Here is a 22,374-nt window from a genome sequence, read left to right on the forward strand (position 1 = left end):
CAACAGCGTATACAGCAACAGCGAGGTGAGCAACATGAGCAAGCGTGTGGCGGTGGTGTTATCCGGCTGCGGTGTGTACGACGGCGCAGAAGTGTATGAAGCCGTGCTGACTTTGCTACATCTTTCACAAGCGGGTGCGCAAGTGCAATGTTTCGCACCCGATATGCCACAGCTGCATGTGGTCAATCATTTAACGGGCGAAGTGGCGGCAGGCGAAACACGCAATGTATTGGTGGAAGCGGCGCGTGTGGTGCGTGGTCAGATCAAGCCCGTGACAGAAGCGCGTGTAGAGGATTTTGATGCGCTGATCGTGCCGGGTGGCTTCGGTGCAGCAAAAAACTTGAGCGACTTTGCTATTAACGGCGCAGCCATGACCGTGCAAAAAGATTTTCTTGCTTTCGCGCAGGCGATGCACGCAGCAAAAAAACCCATCGGTTTGATTTGTATTGCACCCACCATGGCTGCTGCCATTTGCGGCGCTGGCACCAAAACCACAATAGGCAATGATGCAGATACCGCGGCAGCCGTGAATGCCACTGGCGCGCAACACTGCCCCTGTGTAGTGCAAGACACTTGTATCGATCGCGAGAAAAAATTAGTGACAACACCTGCATACATGTTGGCGCACTCCATCGCGGAAGCAAACACAGGGATAGGTAAATTGGTTGCTGAGGTGTTGGCGCTGATCTGATATGTATATTCGGCAACAAGAGCTACAACCGTTGCCGCCGTGGGACTCTGAACGCGTTTTTTTCTCTGCCACGCAGTGGTTCGCCGGTTTGTTGGCAGATGTTGCCAGTGCCACACAAACGATCTATCTGCAAACCTATATTTTTACGCTGGATACCGTGGGTGGTCCTCTGTTGCAGAGCTTGTGCGCGGCCGCCGAGCGCGGCGTTAAGGTTTGCTTGATCGTTGATGGTGTTGGTTCGGCAGGCGCGTTGACCGTCTTACAGAAAAAACTCGCTGCGAGCAACGCGCAACTGCATGTTTACAATCCATTACCTTGGGCGTGGGTGTCCAGCCATTTAGAGCGCAACGAGAAAGCTTTTCGTTTTTTTAGACGCTTGCTGCGCGTCAATAATCGCCAGCACAGCAAATTATGTTTGATTGATAACCAGCAGGCGTGGATAGGTAGTTTCAACATCACAGACGATCACATCGAAAATAACGGGCGCGGCATGGATTGGAAAGATGGAGGCGTTCGGGTGACGGGTGCGCGCTGCGAATTGTTGCGCGAGTTCTTTGAGGCGGTGTGGTTTGATGATGAGAAAAAGTTATCGCCGCGTTTTTTGTTTCATCCTATTACCAACTTCAGCGCCATGTTGCGCAAACGCCGTTTGCGCGTCATTTTACAGAGCCTTTACGCCGCGAAGAAAAGAATCTGGATAGTCAGCGCCTATTTTTCGCCTGTGCGACGAATAGTCGGCGCTTTGAAAAAAGCCAGTCGACGCGGTGTGGATGTGTGCATCATGGTGCCAGCCTACTCAGATGTTGCATTTTTTCCTGCGCTATCTAGCACTTACTATGCGGATTTGCTGCGCGCCGGTGTAAAAATTTATGAATACGAAACAGGAATTCTTCACGCAAAATGGATGATCATAGATGGTGGTGTGATGATTGGAAGTAGCAATATGAATCACAGAAGCCAACTGCACGATATTGAGCTTGATGTACAGATATTTTCTGATGAGGCTATCAAAAGTATTTCTGATGATTTTGCGAGGAGTGTTGGAGGCGCGCGTCAAATTACCTTGAAAAATATTAATCGTTTCTATGCGTGGTTATTGGTTGTTGGTCAAATTCCGCGTTTGTTGCGTTATTGGTTGTAAGTGAGAGCGATGCGTATCCTTTCTTACAATATCCATAAAGGTTTTACAGTAGGCAATCGAGCTCTGGTGTTGCAAGAAATTCGTAAAGCCATTCGTGCTACAAAAGCGGATATTGTTTGCTTGCAGGAGGTGGTGGGAAGTAATCATCGCCACGCCGCGCGCATGGAGCAATGGATCGAAGCGCAATTTGAGTTTTTAGCCGATCAAGTGTGGGATTACAAAACTTACGGCAAGAATGCAGTTTACGATCACGGGCATCATGGCAATGCCATTTTGAGTAAGGTTCCTTTTGCGCATTACGCCAACCACGACATCAGCATCCTGCCTTTTTCACAGCGTGGCGTGTTGCATGCCGTAACGGAAGATGGTGTGCATGTGTTGTGTGCACATTTCGGTTTGCTGTCATGGGAGCGTCGCTATCAAGCATCGCGTCTGCGTCAGCTGCTAGAAACAATCCCCTTGCAAGCGCCGTTGGTGTTGGCGGGAGATTTCAACGACTGGAACCGGCAAGTGCATCACGAACTGCATCGGTTAGGCCTGCGCGAAGCCGTACAAGAAGCCACGGGCGCGTTGCAAAAAACTTTTCCTGCGCGGTTTCCGATGCTGCATATGGACAGAATTTACTATCGCAACTTGAGTCTCGTGGAAGCGGGTTGCGCAGAAGGGCTGCATTGGCGCGGATTGTCGGATCACAGCCCACTCCGCGCCGAGTTTCATACTCTAGATGGTCGGTCAGCCTTGTGACGGCAGGGTGCTTTGCGTAAACTGGCAGACCGCAAGATTTTTCTAGTACGAAGGTTTTAAGCAATGGCTCGAATCACTGTAGAAGACTGTCTCCCCTATGTTGAAAACCGCTTTGAGTTGGTGATGAAGGGCGCTAAGCGCGCGCGCCAGCTAGCCGTAAAAGGTCGCGAGCCCTTAGTGCCATGGGAAAACGACAAACCAACCGTGGTGGCATTGCGCGAAATTGAGCTTGGCCTGATCACCGCAGAAGTGCTGGAAGAGCCGTTAGAAGACCGCTTTAAGCATCTGGCTGAACGCCCTTACGACAACAACGCACCCGACGACGACACCGACTGAGGTTTTCGAGGGGGCTTGATTGCAAACTATTGATGCGTTTTGCCACAGATTAGCCTCCTACCTTCCGCACGCTCAGGTGCAGCAAGTCCGCCGCGCCTACTACTATTCCGAGCAAGCACATGACGGCCAGACGCGCCGCAGCGGTGAGCCGTATGTCACGCATCCTTTGGCTGTGGCGGGCATCCTTGCTGAGCAAAAATTAGATCATCACAGCCTCATTGCCGCGCTGCTGCACGATGTCATTGAAGACACCGGCATCAGCAAAACCGCCTTGGCCGAGCAGTTTGGCGATACGGTGGCGGACTTGGTGGACGGCGTCAGCAAGCTGACGCAGATTGAATTCACTTCCAAGGCGGAAGCGCAGGCAGAAAACTTTCAGAAAATGGCCATGGCGATGACGAAAGATATTCGCGTCATTATCGTCAAACTGGCCGACCGCCTGCACAATATGCGTACACTCGGTGTGCTGAAGCCAGAAAAACGCCGCCGTATTGCGCGAGAAACTTTAGAAATCTATGCGCCGATTGCCAATCGTTTAGGCATGAACAGTTTGCGCATGGAGTTTCAAAATTTAGGCTTTCATGCGATGTATCCAATGCGTGCTGCGCGCATTGCAGCTGCCGTGCGCGCGGCACGCGGCCATCGCAAAGAAGTCGTCAACAAAATTGAAGAAAATATTAAGCGCTGTCTGGCACAAGAAGGGCATGTGGCAGAGGTGTCTGGGCGCGAGAAAAATCTGTACGGCATTTATATGAAGATGCGCAGCAAGCACAAATCGTTTGCTGACATCATGGATGTCTACGCGTTTCGCATCGTGGTGGATAGTGTAGACACTTGCTACCGTGTGTTGGGCGTGATGCACAGTTTGTACAAGCCGATACACAGTGAGTTTCGCGATTACATTGCGATTCCTAAAACCAATGGCTACCAATCGCTGCACACCGTATTGATCGGCATGCACGGTTTGCCGATAGAAGTACAAATTCGCACGCGCGAAATGGATGTGGTGGCAGAGAGTGGCATTGCCTCGCATTGGCTGTACAAGAGTGAAGATGAAGTTAGGCCGCCGGCTGGTGCGGTGCGCGCGCGTGAATGGATACGCAATTTATTGGAAATCCAAAAAAGCACCGGCAATTCTTTGGAATTTATCGAGCATGTCAAAATCGATTTGTTTCCAGATGAGGTGTATGTGTTCACGCCCACTGGAAAAATTATTGAGCTGCCCGTCGGCGCCACGGCAGTTGATTTTGCTTACGCTGTGCACACGGATATTGGCAACGCTTGTGTTGCGTGCCGCATCAATCGCCAATTAGCGCCATTGTCGCAGCCGCTAGAAAGTGGGCAAGTGGTGGCGATTGTGACAGCGCCGGGTGCGCAGCCAAATCCCGCTTGGTTAAATTTTGTGACCACAGGAAAAGCACGCAGCGCCATTCGTCATTTTTTGAAAACACAGCGCCATACTGAGTCGATTGATTTAGGTCGTCGCTTGTTAGAAAAAGCCCTATTAGGTATGGGGCAGGGCGTAGAGCAGCTTGCGCCGGAAAAAATACAAGAGTTCATTCAGCAAGCCGGCGTGGAAAGTTTCGATGATATTTTGGAAAGCATCGGCTTGGGCAATCGTGTGGCGTATGTGGTTGCTAAACGCTTAGTAGCGGAAGAACAGCAAGCAGAAAATAGCAAGCAAATGCGTCGCGCGCAGGCGCCATTGATGATTGATGTCGCTGACGGTGCTGTGATCAGCTTTGCGCGTTGTTGCCGCCCTATCCCTGGCGATCCAATTATCGCGCACATCAGTGCGGGACGCGGTTTGGTTGTGCATACCGACACTTGTAAAAACATTGCCGAAATGCGCGACAACGCAGAAAAATGTTTGATGGTGAATTGGGCGCCGGATGTCAGCGGTGAATTTATTGTGGATGTGCGCGTGGAAGTCAACAACGAGCGCGGCATCATCGCGCAGTTAGCGACGCGCATTACCGACATGGAAGCCAATATTGATAAAATCGCGCTCGACGAAAAAGATGCCGGATTTCGTGTAATTACACTTTCCATCGCTGTGCGCAATCGATTGCATCTCGCCAATATTATGCGCAAGATTCGCACCCTGCCGTCGGTTGTGCGCACGGTGCGTGTAAAAAATTAACCCCTTTCTTTTGCTCGGAAAAAATATGACTAATAAAGCTGTCATTCAGACGGAAAAAGCGCCTGCTGCTATTGGCACCTATTCACAGGCTATCAAAGTCAACAACACGGTGTATTTATCGGGACAGATTCCGTTGGATCCAGTCAGCATGCAGATGGTGGATGGTGATATGCGCGCACAAATCACCCAAGTGTTTGAGAATCTATCCGCGGTGTGTGAAGCGGCGGGCGGAAGCTTAAAAGACATCGTGAAGCTGAATATTTTTCTTACCGATCTTGCGCACTTTGCTCTGGTCAACGAGGTGATGGCGCAGTATTTTGTGCAGCCCTACCCAGCGCGCGCAGCGGTGGGTGTGGCGAGTTTGCCGCGCGCTGCGCAAGTGGAAATGGACGGCGTAATGGTGATTTAGCGCCGCCTCGTTACTTTTTTTGCAGGAATTTCAGCGCATCTTGCAGTTGATTGTCTTCGGGTGCAGGGCTGTTGTTGGCGGCGGCTTTTTTATCTGGCGCTACTTCTTTTGTTTTGGTTTTATCGTTTGGTTTATCGATATTCTTCTTGGTGTCGTCGCCATTGCCGTTGGCGATGTGCTTTTCAAGACTGGCTTCCGAAGTGAGAGCGGTTGATTGCGCAACGCTAAGTGCGTTATCACGATCGATAATGTCCGGTTTAATGCCTTCCGCTTGTATCGAACGACCGCTCGGCGTGTAATACAACGCAGTGGTGAGTTTGATGCCTTTTTTATCGCTGATGGGCACTACTGTTTGCACGGTGCCTTTCCCAAAGGTGTTGGTGCCGAGAATTTTTGCGCGCTGGTTGTCTTGCAATGCGCCGGCAACAATTTCTGCCGCTGATGCAGTGCCCTGATTTACCAGCACAATGATTGGCACTTTAGGCAAGGCTTCACCTGCTGTGGCACTGAAGCGTACATTGCTGCTGGGAATGCGGCCTTTGGTGTAGACAATTAAACCTTTGTTGAGAAATACATCAGAAACGCCGACTGCCTCATCGAGCAGCCCGCCTGGGTTGTTGCGTAAATCCAAGACCAAGCCGCGAATTTTTTCTTGTTTTTCTAGGGTGGCTAATGCTCGTTTAAGCTCTTCGGTGGTGCTAGCTTGGAACTGTGCAATGCGAATATAGGCATAGCCCGGCGCTAAGATTTTTTCTTTCACGCTGCGTGTTTTAATGATTTCACGTACGAGATTGAATTCCAGCGGCTGCTCTTGTTTTTCGCGCATGATGGTCAGTGTGATCGGCGTGCCCGCTGCGCCGCGCATCAGATTGATTGCGTCATTGATTGCCATGCCTTGTACGGATTGCGCATTGATTTTGATAATGATGTCACCGGCGTGGATACCCGCGCGGCTGGCCGGTGTGTCGTCGATGGGTGCGATAATTTTGATGAAGCCATCTGCTGCGCCAACTTCAATGCCTAAACCGCCGAACTCGCCGGTAGTCATGTTTTTTAGGTCATTAAAATCGTTTTCATCAAGATAGGCAGAATGAGGATCCAGCTCGCTGAGCATGCCGCGTATTGCATTTTCCAACAGAGTTTTGTCGCTGACAGGCTCCACATAAGCAGCACGAATTTGTTCCAATACCAAGGAAAAAGTGCGCAGATCCTCCAAGGGTAACTGCCCATCCTCACTGACAGCAGCGATATTTTCTTGAGTGGCATTGGCGCTGTTTCCTGCGTAGGACAGGCTCAAACAAACCACCAGCGCGCAGGTGGAGAAATACCGGAAAGGCAGTGGCATGCAGGAGCGTCCAGAAATATCGCTAGAATGAACGGTGATGCTAACGGAAGTCTCGGAGCTTAACCAGTTGTTATGAAAGCGTTGATCCAGCGTGTCAGCAGCGCGCATGTTGTTGTACAGGGTGAAGTCGTAGGAAAGATCGCGCGTGGCGTGCTCGTATTGTTGGGCGTGGAGCGCCACGACGATTGCGCGCTGGCACAAAAACTGTGCGACAAGATTTTACGCTACCGCATGTTCCCAGATGCGGAAGGAAAAATGAATTTATCGGTGCGCGATATTGCGGGTGGCGTGTTAGTGGTTTCGCAATTTACCTTGGCGGCCGATACCAACAGTGGTTTGCGTCCGTCATTTTCTTCTGGCGCAACACCCGAGCAGGCGCTCTCTCTCTACGACGATTGTGTACAGTATTTGCGTCAGCAACATAACGAGGTTGCCACGGGAATTTTTGCGGCAGACATGCAAGTGCATTTAATCAACGACGGTCCTGTCACATTTTTGTTGTCGGTCTAGCAGGTAGTTCATTATGAAAAAAGACAGCCACGGCAAACAATTCTCCGCGCCCATGAGTGATGCTGTGCGCGAGCAATTGTTGCAAGAACAAGATGAGTGCACTTTTATTTGGCAAGGGAAAAATGATGCACTCGGCACCATCATGAGTTTTGTGTGGGCAGAGGGCTGCGTGTGGCTGACCACCAACGATCAGCGCCCGCGTGTTAGTGCTGTGCGAAAAACAGGCCGCGCTTCGGTGGTGATTTCATCGGCGGGCACGACACTGGGTGATAGTCGCTGTATTAGCCTCAGCGGCGTGTGTACGGTGTTGGATGATGCGCAGACGCGGCGCTGGTTTTTCCCACTGTTTTGTCAAAAATTGTTGCCAGACAATATCAAAGCACAGGCAACCATGTGTGATTTGCTGGATAGAGAAGGGCAAGTGATTCTGTGTGTGAAGCCAGACAAAATCACCGCCTACGATGGCGATGCGCTGATGCGCAAGCTGGAAGCGCAGTAAATAAAAAAACACTATTGTGATAGGCATAAAAAAACCGGATTGCTCCGGTTTTTTTACTTCTGTTTTTGCAGGTGTTACGCCTTCTTGCCAAACGCGCCTTTGGCATCCATCGCAGCGATTTTCGCATCGTCGTAATTCAATACGCGTTTGAGAATTTCATCGCGATGTTGACCGGGTGTTGGCGCTTTCGTCGGCACCGGCAATTCTTCGCCGACAAAATGCACGGGGTAGCTCATCATGTCAGCGCCGTGTGTTTCGTGCGGATACCACTTGAAGCGCGCTTTGAAATGTTCGTCTTCCATCACACTCTCGGAGTTGTAAACCGGCGCAATCGGCGTTTTCACTTCCACGCCCCAATCCATCCATTCTTTGATGGTTTTGGTTTTGAAAATCGCAGTCAACTCGCGCTGCATTTCTTTATTACCCGGCGCGTGGTCGGCCAGTTTTTTGCCCGGCCATTTTTCAAACATATCCATGCGGCCGAGTGCTTCGCAGAAGTTTTTCCAGAATGATTGCTCGGAAGCCATGAACAACACATAGCCGTCTTTACATTCGTAGGCTTGATAGCGCACGCCTTCTTTCAAACCGGCGGTGCCGACAGGGCGGCGGCGGAAATCGTCAGCCGCGTTGCCAGTCACTTCTGATTGTGGGCGCTGATAGGCTTTGTAGCTCTCGATGCGGTACCAGTCCATGTAGGCCGCGCCGTCGGACTGACCAATTTCCACCAAAGCGCCTTCGCCGGTGTCGCGTGCACGCATTACCGCCGCCAGCGCGGCGAATGCACCCAACAGAGGGCCGGCGTGCATGCCGATAGATGGGTGAGCGGGGAGATAGACCATGCCTTCTTCATCACGCGCTGGCTCTACGCAGCCAGCCCAAGTGTCGTAGGCAACGCCGTGTGAAGGCATGTTTTCGTAAGGGCCGGTCATGCCGTAGCCGGATACACAGCAGAACACGATTTTGGGGTTCACTTTTTTCAGGTCTTCAAAGCCCAGGCCCAAGCGATCCAGCGTGCCGGGCTTCATCGCTTCGATGATGATGTCAGCGTCTTTAATCAGCTCTTTGAAAATTTCTTTGCCTTCCGGCGTTTTCAAATCAATTTCAATGGATTTTTTGCCGCGCGCGATATGCCAATGCAACAGCGAGATGCCTTCTACGATGGGCCAAGTCATCACGCGCACATAGTCGCCGCCAGGGACTTCGACTTTGATCACATCCGCACCCAGTTCCGCAAAATGGTGAGCGGTGGCGCCGGGACCGAGGATAGAAAAATCGATTACGCGCAAGCCAGCAAGCGGCGCAGGTTTTTGACCAGAGCTAGAAGTGCTCATGCAGTTCTCCATTGATTTAATAGGGATTTATGCGGCGAAGCAGGCTCGCAACGGGCGGCGCATTGTACTCGCAAGTGCGCGAGCATGGCACGGTGGCATACCTACCCCCGTCTCCCCCTAGATATAGGACTTCGGTTAAGATAAGCGCCCCGCCTACACAGGCGTTGTTCTACTTCCTTTTCTGACATCGGAGATCGGCACTGCCGACAGGAACACAATGAGCGCAATCGAAAATACCAAGGTTTACAACGAACTGACTTCTGCAGCCCTGATTGAACAATCCCTGCTGCGTAGCGAAGGCACCCTGACCAATACCGGCGCCCTGGTGATCACCACTGGCAAGCGCTCAGGCCGCTCGCCTGCTGACCGTTTCGTGGTGCAGGAGCCATCCACGGCGGATGCTATTGATTGGGGTAATGTGAACCGTCCATTCCCGCAAGATAAATTCAACGCCCTGTGGGATCGCGTAGAAACCTACTTGGCACAGAAAGATCGCTTCACTTCACAACTGCATGTCGGCGCGCACGACGAGCATTACATCCCTGTGAAAGTGAACACCGAAACCGCGTGGCAATCGCTGTTTGCGCGCAACATGTTTATCCGTCCAGAAAAATACAATCCGAAAGGCAAAGAAGAGTGGACGATTCTCAATGTCGCTTCTTTTCAATGTGATCCTGCGCGCGATGGCACCAACTCTGACGGTATCGTCTGCCTGAATTTTGCCAGCCGCCGTGTGTTGATCGCCGGCATGCGTTACGCCGGTGAAATGAAAAAAGCGATGTTCTCGGTACAAAACTTTTTGTTGCCAGAAAAAGATGTGATGCCTATGCACTGCTCGGCCAATGTGGGCGAAGCAGGCGATGTGGCTTTGTTCTTTGGTTTGTCTGGCACCGGTAAAACCACACTGTCGGCTGACCCAGATCGTTATCTGATCGGTGACGATGAGCACGGCTGGGCGAAAGGCTCGGTGTTTAATATCGAAGGCGGCTGCTACGCAAAAACGATCGATTTGTCACAAAAAAACGAGCCTGTGATTTGGGATGCGATTCGTTTCGGCAGTATCGTGGAAAATGTGCATGTCGATAGCAATCGCCAAGCGGATTACAGCAATCTAGAAGTTACCGACACACAAGACGGTCAAACGCGCAATGTCGAAAACGGTCGCTGTTCGTATCCGTTGGAGCATGTTGCGAAACGCACATTGGCTAACGCCGCTGGTGAGCCCAAAGTAGTGGTGTTTTTAACTTGTGATGTTTCTGGTGTGTTGCCGCCGGTTTCTATTTTGTCGAAAGAAGCAGCGGCGTATCACTTTTTGTCTGGCTACACCGCGCGCGTTGGCTCTACGGAAGTGGGTGCAGCGCCTGGCATTCAACCGGCGTTTTCTACCTGTTTCGGTGCCCCATTTATGCCGCGCCGTCCAATGGAATACGCCAAACTGTTGATGAAACGCGTTGAAGATTTCGGTTCACAGGTGTATTTGGTAAACACCGGTTGGACTGGCGGTGCGGGCGGCCCTGGCGGCAAAGGCAATCGTTTCCCGATTCCTGTTACGCGTGCGATTGTGAATGCCTGCTTGAGCGGTGAATTGCTGAAAGGTGAGACCGAACAGTTGGAGCATTTGAATCTGACGATTCCAAAAGCAGTGAAAGATGTGGACAGCAAGTATCTCAACCCGCGCAAAGCGTGGGCCGATGCTGCGGAGTACGACGCACAAGCGAAAAAACTCGCTGGTCTGTTCCAAGAAAACATCAAAAAATTTGATGTCAGCGAAGCGGTACTCAAGGCGGGTCCGCAAGCGTAAACACTGCGCGTGTTGTGCGATAACGCCCCGCTTGCGGGGCGTTCTTGTTTCTGGATATCGCTATACTGCGCGTAACCCAATTGTTCATGGTGCTGAAAAATGATGCGCAACACATGTCGCTTATTTCTCGTTTTCTGCCTCACGCTTTGTGGAGCGATTTCTGTTGTACAGGCAGCGCCGGACGACAAGGACGGCGATCGGCTCAGCGATGCACTAGAGCAAAAGGTTGGCCGCAACCCTGAGCGTCCGGATTACATCGTGAGTGCGGGATATCGCCGCAGTTGTGCGCTGGATGACAGCGGTGTGCAGTGTTGGGGCGACGAGCCGCGCATGGGTGTTACGCCGAGTTTCGCACATCCGGTTGCGCTCAGCGTTAGCAATACACATGCCTGCGTAATCAGTGATAACGGCGTGCAATGTTGGGGTGACAACGCGCACGGCGCGATCAATGCGCCAGTGTTGAATAAACCGGAAGCGGTGAGTACGGGTTGGTATCACAGCTGTGCCATTGATGCCAAAGGCGTGAAGTGTTGGGGTGACAACAGTCGCGGGCAATTGGATGTGCCGAAAAAAATCAAAAATGTAAAACAAATTGCTGCCGGTGGTTTTCACACCTGCGCGCTGGATGAAAAAGGCGTGTCGTGCTGGGGTGATAATTGGGCGCAGCAGTTAGATGTGCCAGCGTTGCTAAATCCGCGTCAAATTACAGCGGGCAATCATCACAGTTGCGCTTTGGATGAACGCGGTGTGGTGTGTTGGGGCGATACTTATTTTGATGAAGAAGAACGCAATGCCGATGTGCTGAAAAATTACAAAACACGCACCGTGCCGCTGCTGCAAAACCCAAGACAGGTCAGCGCAGGGTTTGATCACACCTGCGCCATCGACGACACCGGTGTGGTGTGTTGGGGTGCGCGCGATCGTGGGCAGTCCGATCCACCAAAAGATTTACTGCAGCCGCCTGTTGCAGCAATCAGTGCTGGTTGGTACAGCACCTGTGCGCTGGATGCTGTCGGCGTGAAATGTTGGGGCGACAACACTTATAAACAAACCGAAGTAGCGTCTTTGTTTTTTGATACGGATCGCGATGGTATCACTGACGAAAAAGACAACTGCGCGCAGCAGGCGAATACGGATCAGCGCGATAGTGATAACGATGGTCAAGGCGATGTTTGTGATCCAGATGCAGACAACGATGGCATAGGCAATGAGCAAGACAACTGTTTGTCTGCAGCTAACGCAGATCAAAAAGATAGCGACGGCGACAAAGTGGGGGATGCCTGCGATGCGTTTCCCAATGATCCCGCAGAATCGGTGGACAACGACAAAGATGGTATCGGCAATCAGCGCGATAACTGCCCCGATGTCGCTAATACTGACCAAAAAGATAGCGATGGCGACAAAATGGGCGATGCCTGTGATGCCGATAATGACAACGATGGCGCAGCCAATGACAAAGACAATTGCCCATTGATTGCCAATAAAGATCAAAAAGATACCGACAAAGACGGCATGGGTGATGCCTGTGATGACGACGATGATAACGATGGAATTCCCGATAAACAGGACAAAGCGCCGTTAAAACCAGCGAAAAAGAAAGCGACAGCAACCTAAAATTATTTAGAAAAAGCTGCGCAGTGACAGAGAGAAGCGATCGCGCTCGGCGTGATCGTTGTCTTGGTGGCTGTAGGAAAAATACGCCGATAAGTTGCGCGAAAGACGATAGCCCGCTTCGCTGTTGAAGCTGGTTAGCCTGTCGCTATTATTGATTAAGTAATGCTGCTGACTGATATCGGCAGACCAGCTCCACGCGGTATCTTGATACAGTAATCCCGCTTTTACACCGGCGCGCACATCCCAATTGCTCTCCAGGGCGCCGCCAGTGAGCACGCCACCGATCAGTTCCGCATGACACAACATCGCGCCGCAATTTTTACTGATTCCGCGATAAGCTTCGGCAAGATTGATGAGCGCGGTTTTTTCGCCAATCAATTCGCGTTGGCGTGACGCCGATACGCCCCATGATGCTTCTTGAAAAAAAGTATCGACGGGGCTGTAAGACTGCACATTAAACCAGCGGATGCTCTCAATGCTAACGCTGTCATCGTTGTCGTAGGGATCAATGCGCAATTGAAAATTCAGCACATCCAATTGCACGCCTTTTTGAAAAGCAGGTAGTGGGTCGTGAAAATCGTGGTAGGCGAAACGGCCGCCAACGAGTAAGTAATCGCTGCCTTCATCGCGCTGCCAGCCGGTTTGTAGGCGCAGCATGTCGTGACTTTCGGTGGCGGGATTGCGCGTCGCAATTTTTGCGGAGTGTTCCGGTACGGCGGCATTAATTTGGTGTTGACGCTGTACCACTTGATTCACTTGATAAGTGTGCAAGGCTTTTTGTGCAGGGTCTGCTTGAATTTGTATGCTGTGATACTTTTCTGCCATGGCCAGCACAGCAGGGTCGGTGATGTTCTCTGCTGCGCTCGTGCGGCTTAACAAGATATTGAGTTTTGTTTTTTGTTGTGGCGTAAGCTGTGACAGCTGTGCATAAAAACGCTTTTTAGCAGAGGGGATATAGTTTACGCTGGCGATTAAGCCGTGTTTTTGTAAAATTTTAACGGTGTCCACGGGGATAGTGTGTGAGGTAAATTGCTCGCGCAGATTGTGTGTAGGAGTCACTACATCCAGCATGGAGATTAAGCGATAAGAACAGTTTTCATCCAAAAAAAAATAATTGAAGCTGCTTCCACGTACTTCCCAAACATGATCAATAAAAGTACGCACTTTTTCTGGCGGGAGAGACAACGTGTATTCGCGGATGTCACGGTCTTCGCCATCGCTGTAGTTGCGCAGTTTTTCAAAATATGGCGATAAATCAATAATGCCAGGGAAGTGACCGGTCAAACCTTTGGTGATATAGCGCACGGCGCTGTTATCCGTTGCACCAACATCGGCGTAATAGCTAATCGTCTGTGACAATAAAACGGGGTGCTGTGTTTTGTCATGGGCATCGATACGCAAAAAAGTGTGCCCAAAAACTGAAGCAATTTTCTTCAAGTAGGGGTCGGGGTAGACCAATGTGATTTCATCGGCATTAAAGCGTCCACGCCAGTAATTTAGAGAAGGACACCGTAAGTCTCTAGGTGGGCGCAAGGAAAATCGTTGCGCTAAGAATTGCGCGCGTGCCGGAAAGCGGCACCAAGCGCTGTTGTCACTGTTGGCAGGAGAACGCAGTGCATGCAGCGTGGCTTGTAACTCTGCCAGGCTGTCATTGTTCTTCCCAGAGAGAAAAAAATCTTGAGCATCTACTTCACTGCGATAGCCGCCAGTAAAAATGTTTTTCTGCATGTGTAACAGAGCGAGCCATTGTGGTGCTGTTGCTGCTTCATCCCCACTTACTGCGTTTGCGTGCGCACCAACACCCACAGCAAGTAGCGTGGCAAAAACCAATACTTGGCAGTGCATGACAAAACAGCTCGGCATAAAGAATTGACAGAAAGGGCGTGGGCGCTATTGTATCTGCGCCATTATTGTTTCGGTGTGTCGTGCGTAAATTGAGATTGAGAGTTGTGTGTTTGCTATTCGCGGGCTGGCCGTTGGCTGCCGTGTACGCCGATAGTTGTTCACTGGCGCCGATGGCCGAGCAATTGCAGCAGCCCACTCTGCGCGCCGATAAGGTGCAGCACGCCGAGTTTGAATACCGCAGGCAGCTGTTGCGCTTTGCCAATGGGTATTACGGTTCGCTGGCGCAAGATATTTTGCGCGGCGAAGGCGAATACTTGCACGCGCTGCAACGCTTGATGGGAGCCGAAGGTTGCCTAGACACTTACCGACAACTGTTGTTGCAAGAAACTAGCGGTCTCGATTTCGCGTTGGCGCTGTGGCTGTGGCGCACAGGCGGCGAGGTGAACACTGTGCCGGCGCAAGATTGGGGTGGAGTTACCAACTAGCATTGCATGGGCAAGTGCGGGTGGATGTGGTAGTTTTCGGTGCGAGAACAGCGAGGAATTTTTAGTATGCCAGTGCAGTACGGAACCAAACGCAGAATTCCACCGACCAAAGTGCTAAATGGTAAAGGCGCATTAGCGTATGTCGATGATGTCGCCATCATGATCACGACGATAGAAAAGTGGACAGAAAAAGACATCAACCAGTTGTTGGAAGAAAGTGCGCGCTTAGGGCAGCGCGTTACCGCGCCAGCGGCCATCACGCATTTTCTTGGTGAAACTTTGGGAGCTGCAGCATCGCAGCGCAAACAAGTGGTGGATTGGATGGCAAGCAACGATATTGTGCCTTCGCCACGCACCATCACGCTAACGGATTCTGCTTTGATTCGCGCAGCATTAACGGCGTATTCGTGGCTCACCAAGACTGAAATGAAAGCGTTTGCTGCGAAAGATTTACAAACCGGCTGTGAGTGGTTGGTGCGTGATTTAGATACCAAAGCTGATGATGTGGTACAAGCGGTTAGAGGGTGCTACAAAATTTTAGGAGTAATTCCGAAATGACAGATTTTCAAAAAATAGTTAAACCTACGCTGCTGCTGAAAGGTAAAGCGTGTTTTGCGCAGATTCATGATGCCACGATCATTGTCAGTGATATTCCAAAATGGACAAATGAGTTGGTGTTGGAATATCTCAATGGAATGACAAAAGTGGGTGGCGGTGTTTCTGTGCCTGCAAGCGTCGCGGTGTTTTTAGGCGATAGCTTTGATGCAGGACAGCGCAAATTGTCCGCAGAGTGGATTGCCGAGAACGGGTTTGAGCCGGCAAAGCGTATCACCATGATTTCTGACTCATTGTTAATTCGCGGCTCGTTAACAGCGTATTCGTGGTTGACGAAAACAGAGGCGAAAGCATTTGCCATGAAAGATCACAAAGCGATGTGCGATTGGATTACGCGAGGTCAGATAGCTACTGCTGCGCAAGTGCATGATGCTTTATCAACTTCGTTTCATTTGTTAGGAAAAAAATTGCCGTAATGTTGGCAATAGTTTTTAAAAAATTACTGGGGATCTCCGCGAAATGCTGAGTGATGCTGAATACAGCAAAATAATAGTTAAGCCCACCGCCTTACTGAAAGGCAAAGCGTGCTTTGCGCAGATACATGATGTCACGATGATTATTAGCGATATTCCCAAATGGAATGATGCACTGGTACTGCAGTACTTGGGCGAAGTGTCAAAGGTGGGTAACGGTGTTTCCGTGCCTGCCAATGTGGCAATTTTCTTTGGCGATGTATTTGACGCGGGGCAGCGCAAATTGGCGACGGAATGGACCACAGCCCAAGGCTTTGAACCGGCAAAACGCATCACCATGATTTCGGATTCGCTGTTAATTCGTGGCGCGCTGACAGCATATTCGTGGTTGACGAAAACTGAAGCCAAAGCCTTTGCGATGAAAGATCACATGGCGATGTGTGAGTGGATAACGCGTAATCGCATCGCCAAAGCCCCCGATGTGCATGAAGCACTGGGGATATCCTTTCATTTGCTGGGCAAAAAACTAGCATAAAAAAGCCGACTTCGAAGTCGGCTTTTTTGTTTTAACGCAGCGACAAAATAAATCAGCCTTCGCCGCCCTCAGCTTTTGCCGCACGGCGCGCTTCACGCTCCGCTTTTTTACGCGCTTTTTCTTCTTCTTGCGCTTTTTGTTCGGCGAGGCGCGCTTTTTGGTCGTCGCTCATTGGGGTGAGCAACAAACCATCGCGGTGCGCCTGAATGTACTTGCCGCATTTTTCGTCTTCGCCCATCAGCGCACGAATGGCGTAGATCATGGCGCGCATTTCTTTCACGCGCGGGTTGATCATAAAACCTTCCATGCCATTGGCGGCCAGCATGGCTACATAAGTGCGGTTCATTAATGCGCGGTGCGGCATACCAAAGCTGACATTCGACAAGCCGCAGAAAGTGCGCACTTGCGGAAACTCCGCCTTCATCATCTGCAACAAATCAAAACTGATGGGGCCGACATTGTCGTCAGTGCCTAGCGGCAAAATAAGTGGGTCGATCCATAAATTGTGGTCAGCAACACCGGCGTCGCGCGATTTGGCGACCAACTCTTTGCAGATTTCAAAACGCCCTTTGGCGGTGTGGTTGATGCCATTGTCATCCAGCAACAGCGCCACAATACCGGTGTTGTATTTGGCGGCCAGTGGCAACAGCGTTTGTGTGCTGTTTTTTTTGTTGTTGATGGAGTTGAGTACGGGGTACTGGCCTTTCCAATCAATCGTTTCCATGGCGTGCTTGAGCGCGGGCGGGTTAGAGCTGTCCAGCACCATGGGGATATTGGTGACAGCGCGCACGCTTTCAATCATCCACGGCAAGTCGATCAACTCATCGCGGCCTGTTACTTGCGCATTGAGATCCAAATAATCGGAATCGGCTTCAACTTGTTCCAGTGCAACTTTTTGAATGTATGCAGTGTCGTGTGCTTTTACGGCATCACAAATAGCAGGGATAGTGGCGTTCAAAGATTCGCCGATAACAACAACGGCCATACGGTTCTCCGTTTTCTTAACAATAAAAAGTGTTGATGAAAATAAAAAAGGCTTCTCTCAATAGAAAGAAGCCTCGTTGTGGTGTGAACTTATTTCAGCGCTTTCAGACCCATGTCATACAGTTCTTGTTTGACACGGTTGTAGTCTTCCAGCAATTCAGCTTTTGGCTCGCATTTTTCGCAGTCGTAAGCATCTTTGAAGTGGCGCGGGCCAGCACCGCTCGCCTTGTGCTTCGCCGTTTCTTCGTTGCGCTTGGCGAAGATTTTGTTCATCAAGATATCCGCTTCTTTTGGATCTTGAACTTCCAAAGTCGCCTGCATCACTTCGCCGACTAAACGGGTTTCCAAACCGGAGTGACCGCCGATCCACACATAACCCATGCCGTTGATGGTGTTAGACACCGTCATCGCCTGCGCCTGCCAGATACCGGCGTAAGTGCGCCAGTACGGTTCCATGCCTGCACATACAGAAGCGATAGGCAGTTTGACATGGCGTTCAAACGCGCGCGTCGCAGCGGCCACTGCCCACTGGGTTTCTTGGTCGGACCAAGTGCCGTCCAAGTGGTTGGCGAACATTTGCGTCATGCCGCCGTGACCGTAAGACAACTGACCGAGTGCGTTACACACAATACCGATAGCCGTTTCTGCGCCGTCGCGGCAGATAGCGCCGGTGAGCGACACGCAAGATGTCCATGGCTCGATGCCGCGATCTTGGCAGTACTTCGCCATCATGAACGCGTTCCAGTCGATTTTCATTTCGGGAATGATGTGGATACCGATTTGCGTGTTCCAAGTTTTGCGGCGATCGGGGTTGTGATCGTCAATACAGGCAAAAGAAGCCGCGGCAGAAGACGCGGTGCACAACAAACCTTGGTGCATGCCGGGGCGGCCTTCTTCACGGCAGATGCGCTGAATCTCTGCACACTCCCACTGCGCGGCATACATTTCCGACAGCGTACCCGCTTTGGCGGAGTGGCCGTGAATCACTTCAATACCGCCAGTAATCCCCATTGCTTTATTGGTTTTTTCTTTTACAAAAGAACGGATGTACGGGTCGTGCCAGTCTTCACCGATAACACCGCAAGGACCGCCGGCAAGAATCGGCAATTTTTTCTCGAACGCTTTGCGGTAGGTGTATTCGATGCGATCCGCGCCTTCACCAAATTTTGAAACGCGCGGATTGGAGTTGTAAAACTCTGCCGTGTCGCGAATTTCTTGTTCGGTCAAGGCAATCACACGGAAAGTGTTGTTGTGGTAAATGCCGCACTCTGCCAACAATTTCACTGCGGCGTTGAAAACGCCATCAGCAATTTCGTCAGAAATCACGGTACTATCTGGCGTGTATTTCACACCAAATTCTTCGGCGGCTTTGCGCAGTGTGCGCGACCATTTAATGTCGAACTTGCTGGATTTCTCAATGACCTCGCCCGTTTCGGCGCGGCTTTGAAACTCCATGATATCCATCAATTTACCGGCCATTATGCTGCTCTCCCAAAGTGTGCTGCCATAATATTTTTGCAAAGGGTAACCGCTTCCATCGCGTTAGGCGCCCAACCGTCTGCACCCATCATGTCGGATTTTTCTTGATTAGTTTCCGCGCCGCCCATCACAATTTTGAATTGATCTTGCAGGCCCATGTCGCGCACATAGTTCACGACATCGCGACAGTTAGGAATGGTGGTTACCAAGAACGCTGACAAGCCGATGATGTTGGCTTTCTTTTCTTTCGCAGCGTTGATAAAGGCCATGGAATCCACATTCACGCCGAGCTGATGCACTTCAAAACCAGCGAGTTCTAATTGCTTGGCGACCAAGCCGTAACCGATATCGTGCAAATCGCCGGATACAGCACCGATTACCACGACACCTTGGCGCTCACCTTCCGCAGATTTGGGCAGATGCGGGTTGATGATGTTGATGCAGTTTTCTGCCAACTCACCGCCCACCATCAATTCAGCGAGAAAGTATTCTTTGGCTTCAAACAACTGGCCAATTTTTTCCAAACCTTTGACAACGCCGTCTTTTAATACCGATACAGGATCAAGACCTGCGTCCAGACATTCTTGTACCAACTCTGCCGCTTCGTCGTCGAGATCGGCAATCAGCTCGGCAATTTCTGCAATATCGTTTTGATCCATGGTGGTTTCCTCGATTGTTAATTTGGAGATAGTTCTATTGTTCGGCAACGGCGCGTTCGCGACGACGACGACGGGTTTCCGTGGCTGGCGGAGCAGGCTGGATACCATAGCGCGCTAGTGAGGGAAATGCATGTTTTTTGTGCGGCAATAGCGTGGAGTCCACGAAGTGCGGCACAAAGCTCGCTTCGTTGGTCAGCTCGACATAGTGAATGCGGCGCGCAATGTGCTCGGCTTCTTCGCGCTTGGCGCGGTTCATCAGTGCCATGCGCGCACCGTCACCGGCGGCATTGCCCACCGAGTGCATATTTTCGAAACCGACATCTTGGAACAGGCCGATCATCAGCGAGCGACGCAGGTCAATGTGTGAACCGAAAGCGCCAGCGAGTATCACTTTTTCTGGTTTGTCGCGCCCCAATTTATCGAGCAGCACTTGAATGCCGGAATACACCGCGGCTTTTGCCAATTGCACATTGCGCACGTCGTCGATGGTCATGGTGATGTCGCGGCCGAGCGCGGTTTCATTGGCCCACGCAATCACAAATTCGGGATCGCCGTCTTCACCACGGCGCAAGCGCGGCGTGGCTATCTCCATATTGAATTTGCCATTGGTGGCAAGGATGCCCGCTTTGTATAACTCACCCACAGCATCGATGATGCCAGAGCCGCACAAACCAATCGCACCGATATCAGCGGCTTCTAAACGCGTATTCCACGCTTCTTTACCGATCACTTTGAAGCGCACATCGTAATTTTTTTCGATGCGCACTTTTTCAATCGCGCCGCGCGCTGCACGCACACCGTATTTGATGCTGGCGCCTTCCAATGCGGGCCCTGTTGGACAAGAAGTGGAATAAATTTTGTCGCGATTGCCCACCAAAATTTCGCCGTTGGTGCCGATATCCACAATCGCCACCAAGTCATCGGAGTTGTAAGGCTCCAACGCTATCGCCACGGCCGTGTTATCCGCGCCGACAAAACCCGCTTGGTTGGCGAGCAAATGCACATTGATCGACGGCAATACATGTGCCAGTTTCAAGTCGCGCGCTTTGATATTCACAGAGTGTGATATGCGCGGATTGAAGGGCGATTTGCCGAGCGAATCGGGATCCAAGCCGAGAAAAATATGGTGCATACAGGTGTTGGCCACCAACACGATTTCACTGATATCTTCAGCAGTACAACCCACGGAATGTGTCACGCGGTCGGCGAGTTCACTCAGCGTATTAGTGACCGCTTTTTGCATACGATCCAGTTTTTCTGGATTGTCACTTGCGGCGATGCGGTTCATCACATCGTCGCCGCCGATGCGAATTTGCGGATTCATTAATGATTCTGTCGCCAGCGTTTCGCCGGTGTGCATATCGCACAAATACGAAGCCATGGTGGTGGTGCCGAGATCGACAGCCAAACCCAACCATTTATCGGTGGTATTGCCATTTTCAATGCGCACGACTTCGCCAGCTTGTGCGAGATCCTGCTGCCACACGGTAGCGGTGAGTTCCATCACTTTCGCGCGTTGCGGTTTGGCGATGTCGCTTAATTGTTTCAGCGCCGTGAAATCAATGCGCGCCTCAATGCTGTGTTCCGCTTTTAAGGCGTCGCGTAGACGCTCCCAATCGCCGCGATGATCTTCAAGCGTAGGCGCGGGCACAGTGACAAAATATTTGCGCGTGACGGGGTCGCGCACGGCCACGGGCTTGCCCGCAGCTTTGCGCACGATCGCTTCGCGCACACGCGCTTCTTCTGGAATAAACACCACAGCATCGCCGAGCACGCGCGTTTGGCAGCTCAGGCGCTCGCCGGTTTTGTAATGATGTTTTTTCGCCAGTTTTTGTTCGTGTCCGCTGGCAGGCGTCACATGCGATTCGCGCGAGCGCAGCCCGTGGCGTGTGGCCGCAGTGACCATATGCCCCATCGACAGCTCGTGGCCTTCGTCGTCAAAAGTGCCGTCCAGCACTTGGCATTTGCATTTGGCACAGGTGCCAGTGCCGCCGCAGATGGATTCAATGCCCACGCCCAATTCGCGCGCAGCGGTGAGCAGGGGCGTGCCCGCGGCAAACTGCCCTTTCTGGCCGGAGGGCAGAAACAGCACATCAAATTTTTCGACGGCGCTCATGCCGTTTCTCCTGTGCCGAGCATATAGCGTGCCACGCGCTTCAGTTCCTGTTTATAGGTGTCCAGCCGTGCCACGGTTTCAGCGTTGGCCAGCAGGGGTGCGTCCATAATGAAGAACATCGACGCGCCGGCGAGGATCGACCAAAACTGCACGGGGTCGATGGCACGGAAGGTGTTAGTGCGGCAGCCTTCATCCAGTGTGCCTACCAAACGGGCGAACATGGGGTCGACAAACTGCTGTACTTCAGGGCGCAGCCCGCCCTCGGAGCCAGCTACCTCGCGCATAAAGAGGCGCATCAGGGTGGGGCGTGCACCGGCAAAGTCTAACCACGCTTCCACGGCCGCTTCTACGCGGGCGGGCAGGTCGAGCGAGGAATCCAAGGCCGCGCTGATGCGGTCATTGAGCTGGGTAAACAGCTTCTCCAACACCGCGTTGTAGAGCGTTTCTTTATCTTGGAAGTGATAGATCACCGCTGTGCGCGTGATGCCCACATCTTCTGCAATGTCTTCTAAGCGCGTGGGATAAAAGCCGGTAGCAGCAAAACGCAGCTCCGCCGCGCCGAGTATCAACTCGCGTGTTTCGTCCGCCTTGAGGGTGGTGCGGCGGGGGAGCGGGGTTACAGAACTTACTGACATGCAAGTAGCTTACTCGTGAGTAAGTTTTGTTGCAACTGACAGGG

General features: G+C 51.6%; 22 protein-coding genes. 14 read left to right on the forward strand and 8 right to left on the reverse strand.

Features of this window, described 5'->3' with window-relative positions:
• Positions 1-34: 34 nt before the first annotated feature.
• From elbB to IPK30_05960, 6 genes are all read left to right on the forward strand, one after another.
• Positions 35-691 carry an isoprenoid biosynthesis glyoxalase ElbB gene (gene elbB / locus IPK30_05935; GenBank protein ID MBK8102822.1) on the forward strand — a complete coding sequence of 219 codons (657 nt, stop codon included), beginning with the start codon at positions 35-37 and terminating at the stop codon, positions 689-691.
• A 1-nt stretch (position 692) separates the two neighbouring features.
• Positions 693-1,832, forward strand: a complete 1,140-nt coding sequence (locus IPK30_05940; GenBank protein MBK8102823.1) for a phosphatidylserine/phosphatidylglycerophosphate/cardiolipin synthase family protein — start codon at positions 693-695, stop codon at positions 1,830-1,832.
• Positions 1,833-1,841: 9 nt separating this feature from the next.
• Positions 1,842-2,576 carry an endonuclease/exonuclease/phosphatase family protein gene (locus IPK30_05945; protein ID MBK8102824.1) on the forward strand — a complete coding sequence of 245 codons (735 nt, stop codon included), beginning with the start codon at positions 1,842-1,844 and terminating at the stop codon, positions 2,574-2,576.
• Between the two features lie 63 nt (positions 2,577-2,639).
• The gene (gene rpoZ / locus IPK30_05950; GenBank protein MBK8102825.1) at positions 2,640-2,912 is read left to right on the forward strand and encodes a DNA-directed RNA polymerase subunit omega; all 273 of its coding nucleotides are present in this window, start codon (positions 2,640-2,642) and stop codon (positions 2,910-2,912) included.
• Positions 2,913-2,931: 19 nt separating this feature from the next.
• A complete protein-coding gene (gene spoT, locus IPK30_05955; protein MBK8102826.1) occupies positions 2,932-5,055 on the forward strand; it encodes a bifunctional GTP diphosphokinase/guanosine-3',5'-bis pyrophosphate 3'-pyrophosphohydrolase in 2,124 nt (707 codons plus the stop codon).
• 25 nt (positions 5,056-5,080) lie between these two features.
• Positions 5,081-5,464, forward strand: a complete 384-nt coding sequence (locus IPK30_05960) for a RidA family protein (protein ID MBK8102827.1) — start codon at positions 5,081-5,083, stop codon at positions 5,462-5,464.
• Positions 5,465-5,474: 10 nt separating this feature from the next.
• Here IPK30_05960 and IPK30_05965 read toward each other — a convergent pair whose 3' ends face one another.
• On the reverse strand, positions 5,475-6,809 hold the full coding sequence (locus IPK30_05965) for a S41 family peptidase (protein ID MBK8102828.1): 1,335 nt from the start codon (positions 6,807-6,809) through the stop codon (positions 5,475-5,477).
• A 72-nt stretch (positions 6,810-6,881) separates the two neighbouring features.
• Between IPK30_05965 and IPK30_05970 the strand changes: the two genes are divergently transcribed.
• A complete protein-coding gene (locus IPK30_05970) occupies positions 6,882-7,319 on the forward strand; it encodes a D-tyrosyl-tRNA(Tyr) deacylase (protein MBK8102829.1) in 438 nt (145 codons plus the stop codon).
• A 13-nt stretch (positions 7,320-7,332) separates the two neighbouring features.
• Entirely contained in the window at positions 7,333-7,818 is a 486-nt protein-coding gene (locus IPK30_05975; protein ID MBK8102830.1) for a hypothetical protein, read from the forward strand.
• A 74-nt stretch (positions 7,819-7,892) separates the two neighbouring features.
• Here IPK30_05975 and IPK30_05980 read toward each other — a convergent pair whose 3' ends face one another.
• Positions 7,893-9,149 carry a CoA transferase gene (locus IPK30_05980; protein MBK8102831.1) on the reverse strand — a complete coding sequence of 419 codons (1,257 nt, stop codon included), beginning with the start codon at positions 9,147-9,149 and terminating at the stop codon, positions 7,893-7,895.
• A 217-nt stretch (positions 9,150-9,366) separates the two neighbouring features.
• Between IPK30_05980 and IPK30_05985 the strand changes: the two genes are divergently transcribed.
• A complete protein-coding gene (locus IPK30_05985) occupies positions 9,367-10,950 on the forward strand; it encodes a phosphoenolpyruvate carboxykinase (GenBank protein MBK8102832.1) in 1,584 nt (527 codons plus the stop codon).
• 99 nt (positions 10,951-11,049) lie between these two features.
• The gene (locus IPK30_05990) at positions 11,050-12,564 is read left to right on the forward strand and encodes a thrombospondin type 3 repeat-containing protein (GenBank protein ID MBK8102833.1); all 1,515 of its coding nucleotides are present in this window, start codon (positions 11,050-11,052) and stop codon (positions 12,562-12,564) included.
• A 6-nt stretch (positions 12,565-12,570) separates the two neighbouring features.
• Here IPK30_05990 and IPK30_05995 read toward each other — a convergent pair whose 3' ends face one another.
• On the reverse strand, positions 12,571-14,409 hold the full coding sequence (locus IPK30_05995; protein ID MBK8102834.1) for a DUF4105 domain-containing protein: 1,839 nt from the start codon (positions 14,407-14,409) through the stop codon (positions 12,571-12,573).
• Between the two features lie 104 nt (positions 14,410-14,513).
• Between IPK30_05995 and IPK30_06000 the strand changes: the two genes are divergently transcribed.
• From IPK30_06000 to IPK30_06015, 4 genes are all read left to right on the forward strand, one after another.
• Complete coding sequence (locus tag IPK30_06000) at positions 14,514-14,894, forward strand: hypothetical protein (GenBank protein ID MBK8102835.1); 381 nt, start codon at positions 14,514-14,516, stop codon at positions 14,892-14,894.
• A gap of 66 nt (positions 14,895-14,960) precedes the next feature.
• The gene (locus IPK30_06005) at positions 14,961-15,452 is read left to right on the forward strand and encodes a hypothetical protein (GenBank protein ID MBK8102836.1); all 492 of its coding nucleotides are present in this window, start codon (positions 14,961-14,963) and stop codon (positions 15,450-15,452) included.
• A complete protein-coding gene (locus IPK30_06010) occupies positions 15,449-15,925 on the forward strand; it encodes a hypothetical protein (protein MBK8102837.1) in 477 nt (158 codons plus the stop codon). The genes IPK30_06005 and IPK30_06010 overlap by 4 nt, the downstream gene beginning before the upstream one ends.
• 43 nt (positions 15,926-15,968) lie before the next feature.
• Positions 15,969-16,457: a hypothetical protein gene (locus tag IPK30_06015; protein ID MBK8102838.1), complete on the forward strand. Its 489-nt coding sequence runs from the start codon at positions 15,969-15,971 to the stop codon at positions 16,455-16,457.
• A gap of 52 nt (positions 16,458-16,509) precedes the next feature.
• On the opposite strand, the gene IPK30_06020 is transcribed toward IPK30_06015, so the two are convergent.
• The 5 genes from IPK30_06020 to IPK30_06040 form a co-directional block, all read right to left on the reverse strand.
• Entirely contained in the window at positions 16,510-17,442 is a 933-nt protein-coding gene (locus tag IPK30_06020) for a dihydropteroate synthase (GenBank protein MBK8102839.1), read from the reverse strand.
• 89 nt (positions 17,443-17,531) lie between these two features.
• Positions 17,532-18,920, reverse strand: coding sequence for a monomethylamine:corrinoid methyltransferase (locus tag IPK30_06025; GenBank protein MBK8102840.1), 1,389 nt, complete (start codon positions 18,918-18,920; stop codon positions 17,532-17,534).
• Positions 18,920-19,579, reverse strand: a complete 660-nt coding sequence (locus tag IPK30_06030; protein MBK8102841.1) for a cobalamin-dependent protein — start codon at positions 19,577-19,579, stop codon at positions 18,920-18,922. Before IPK30_06030 ends, IPK30_06025 begins: the two co-directional genes overlap by 1 nt.
• A gap of 34 nt (positions 19,580-19,613) precedes the next feature.
• Positions 19,614-21,695, reverse strand: a complete 2,082-nt coding sequence (locus tag IPK30_06035; GenBank protein MBK8102842.1) for a DUF4445 domain-containing protein — start codon at positions 21,693-21,695, stop codon at positions 19,614-19,616.
• Positions 21,692-22,330 carry a TetR/AcrR family transcriptional regulator gene (locus IPK30_06040; GenBank protein MBK8102843.1) on the reverse strand — a complete coding sequence of 213 codons (639 nt, stop codon included), beginning with the start codon at positions 22,328-22,330 and terminating at the stop codon, positions 21,692-21,694. The genes IPK30_06035 and IPK30_06040 overlap by 4 nt, the downstream gene beginning before the upstream one ends.
• Between the last annotated feature and the right edge of the window lie 44 nt (positions 22,331-22,374).

Source organism: Cellvibrionales bacterium, assembly GCA_016713115.1.
GTDB lineage: Bacteria > Pseudomonadota > Gammaproteobacteria > Pseudomonadales > UBA7239 > UBA7239.

Coding starts and splice junctions, on each gene's coding strand:
- IPK30_05970 (MBK8102829.1), top strand. CDS start 6,882: ATGAAAGCGTTGATCCAGCGTGTCAGCAGCGCGCATGTTGTTGTACAG.
- IPK30_05940 (MBK8102823.1), top strand. CDS start 693: ATGTATATTCGGCAACAAGAGCTACAACCGTTGCCGCCGTGGGACTCT.
- IPK30_06025 (MBK8102840.1), bottom strand. CDS start 18,920: ATGGCCGGTAAATTGATGGATATCATGGAGTTTCAAAGCCGCGCCGAA.
- IPK30_06010 (MBK8102837.1), top strand. CDS start 15,449: ATGACAGATTTTCAAAAAATAGTTAAACCTACGCTGCTGCTGAAAGGT.
- IPK30_05980 (MBK8102831.1), bottom strand. CDS start 9,149: ATGAGCACTTCTAGCTCTGGTCAAAAACCTGCGCCGCTTGCTGGCTTG.
- IPK30_06015 (MBK8102838.1), top strand. CDS start 15,969: ATGCTGAGTGATGCTGAATACAGCAAAATAATAGTTAAGCCCACCGCC.
- IPK30_06020 (MBK8102839.1), bottom strand. CDS start 17,442: ATGGCCGTTGTTGTTATCGGCGAATCTTTGAACGCCACTATCCCTGCT.
- elbB (MBK8102822.1), top strand. CDS start 35: ATGAGCAAGCGTGTGGCGGTGGTGTTATCCGGCTGCGGTGTGTACGAC.
- IPK30_06035 (MBK8102842.1), bottom strand. CDS start 21,695: ATGAGCGCCGTCGAAAAATTTGATGTGCTGTTTCTGCCCTCCGGCCAG.
- rpoZ (MBK8102825.1), top strand. CDS start 2,640: ATGGCTCGAATCACTGTAGAAGACTGTCTCCCCTATGTTGAAAACCGC.
- IPK30_05985 (MBK8102832.1), top strand. CDS start 9,367: ATGAGCGCAATCGAAAATACCAAGGTTTACAACGAACTGACTTCTGCA.
- IPK30_05990 (MBK8102833.1), top strand. CDS start 11,050: ATGATGCGCAACACATGTCGCTTATTTCTCGTTTTCTGCCTCACGCTT.
- IPK30_05960 (MBK8102827.1), top strand. CDS start 5,081: ATGACTAATAAAGCTGTCATTCAGACGGAAAAAGCGCCTGCTGCTATT.
- IPK30_05995 (MBK8102834.1), bottom strand. CDS start 14,409: ATGCACTGCCAAGTATTGGTTTTTGCCACGCTACTTGCTGTGGGTGTT.
- IPK30_05945 (MBK8102824.1), top strand. CDS start 1,842: ATGCGTATCCTTTCTTACAATATCCATAAAGGTTTTACAGTAGGCAAT.
- IPK30_05965 (MBK8102828.1), bottom strand. CDS start 6,809: ATGCCACTGCCTTTCCGGTATTTCTCCACCTGCGCGCTGGTGGTTTGT.
- IPK30_05975 (MBK8102830.1), top strand. CDS start 7,333: ATGAAAAAAGACAGCCACGGCAAACAATTCTCCGCGCCCATGAGTGAT.
- IPK30_06005 (MBK8102836.1), top strand. CDS start 14,961: ATGCCAGTGCAGTACGGAACCAAACGCAGAATTCCACCGACCAAAGTG.
- IPK30_06040 (MBK8102843.1), bottom strand. CDS start 22,330: ATGTCAGTAAGTTCTGTAACCCCGCTCCCCCGCCGCACCACCCTCAAG.
- IPK30_06030 (MBK8102841.1), bottom strand. CDS start 19,579: ATGGATCAAAACGATATTGCAGAAATTGCCGAGCTGATTGCCGATCTC.